The sequence below is a fragment of the Moorena sp. SIO4A1 genome, from assembly GCF_010672065.1.
GTDB lineage: Bacteria > Cyanobacteriota > Cyanobacteriia > Cyanobacteriales > Coleofasciculaceae > Moorena.
The window spans coordinates 1-1,195 of record NZ_JAAHHX010000903.1 but is presented as its reverse complement, the minus strand read 5'-3'; the positions used below and the strand labels follow the sequence as shown (position 1 = coordinate 1,195).

Genomic DNA, 1,195 nt, shown 5'->3' with positions numbered 1-1,195 from the left:
GATTAATGTCAATCGCAATCACATTGGCTCGAATATGAAGAAAAGCCCCAAAGACCGGAAGCCAGTGATTTCAGTAAAACGAAAGGGCACTAATCTCTACGGTAATGAAGTCGAAATCCTTGGTCCTTGTAAGATTGTTTATCAGCCGGATAATCCCCTTGATTGTGGTGCTCGTTTGTGGATCGAAACCTTCAGTGATATTCACTTTATTTCTTGATGCAAAGCGCGAGTGGGGGAAACCACGGCAGTCGCTCATGGGGGGAACCCCCAAGACCGCGCTGCCTCCCCAAGACCGCGCTGCATCGCTGGTGGTAGTTTTCCGGCTATTAGCTAAGTTTGTCAAGGCTTTGCGACTATTCAAAATTATCTATTTCATTATTTGGTGCTGCATCAAGACATTGAAGTATGAAAGCGCGATCGCTAGTAAGCATTCAGCCGTCAGCTGTCAGCCGTCAGCTTATTTTATTCAAAAGCTATAGTAATTAAAAATTAAAAATAAAGTAGCTTGTAGGGTGGGCAAATCGACCGGATTCCAGATTACATGGTCAGCTCAAAGATCAGGATTTGCCCACCAAACCCCGCAGCTTGTAGGGTGGGCAAATCGACCGGATTCCAGATTACATGGTCAGCTCAAAGATCAGGATTTGCCCACCAAACCCCGCAGCTTGTAGCAGCTTGTAGGGTGGGCAAATTGACAGAATTCGAGATATTGTTGTCAGAAGTACAGCATTTGCCCACCCTACCCCACAGCCAATGGGAAGGTGGGCAAATTGACAGAATTCGAGATATTGTTGTCAGAGGATAAGCATTTGCCCACCCTACGCCTCAGGGAAGGTGGGCAAATGGACCCGATTCGAGATCAAATTGTCAGAGGGTCAGCATTTGCCCACCCTACGCCTCCCGATTCCCGATTCCCGATTCCCGATTCCCGATTCCCGATTCCCCATTCCCTATTCCCTATTCCCTATTCCCTATTCCCTATTCCCTAAAACTCCCCACAACTAAAACCACCCTTCAATCTCATCGTTAGTCAACATTTTCTTCAATTTAAGATATTCCCATTTTGTTGCTTCATAGATATGTTCCATGTTCACGGCTTCATCGGCGGCGGCGGCAAAAAAAGCGGCATTTAGGGCAATATTGCGAATATTTCCACCAGCTACATTGAGTTGACCCAGTTTCTGGTAATTTAAGT

Annotated in this window: 2 protein-coding genes and 2 pseudogenes; 3 read left to right on the top strand and 1 reads right to left on the bottom strand. The window is 46.2% G+C overall.

The genetic code is table 11. The annotated features are described in order from the left end of the window. From F6K53_RS43950 to F6K53_RS43940, 3 genes and pseudogenes are all read left to right on the top strand, one after another. Positions 1-217 (top strand): annotated as a pseudogene (locus F6K53_RS43950) (DNA-binding protein); the annotation flags it as partial. Between the two features lie 37 nt (positions 218-254). Continuing rightward, positions 255-479, top strand: coding sequence for a hypothetical protein (locus tag F6K53_RS43945; protein WP_293068037.1), 225 nt, complete (start codon positions 255-257; stop codon positions 477-479). 291 nt (positions 480-770) lie between these two features. After that, positions 771-989 carry a hypothetical protein gene (locus tag F6K53_RS43940; RefSeq protein ID WP_293068034.1) on the top strand — a complete coding sequence of 73 codons (219 nt, stop codon included), beginning with the start codon at positions 771-773 and terminating at the stop codon, positions 987-989. A gap of 12 nt (positions 990-1,001) precedes the next feature. On the opposite strand, the pseudogene F6K53_RS43935 reads toward F6K53_RS43940, so the two are convergent. Next, positions 1,002-1,195 (bottom strand): annotated as a pseudogene (locus F6K53_RS43935) (ATP-binding protein); the annotation flags it as partial.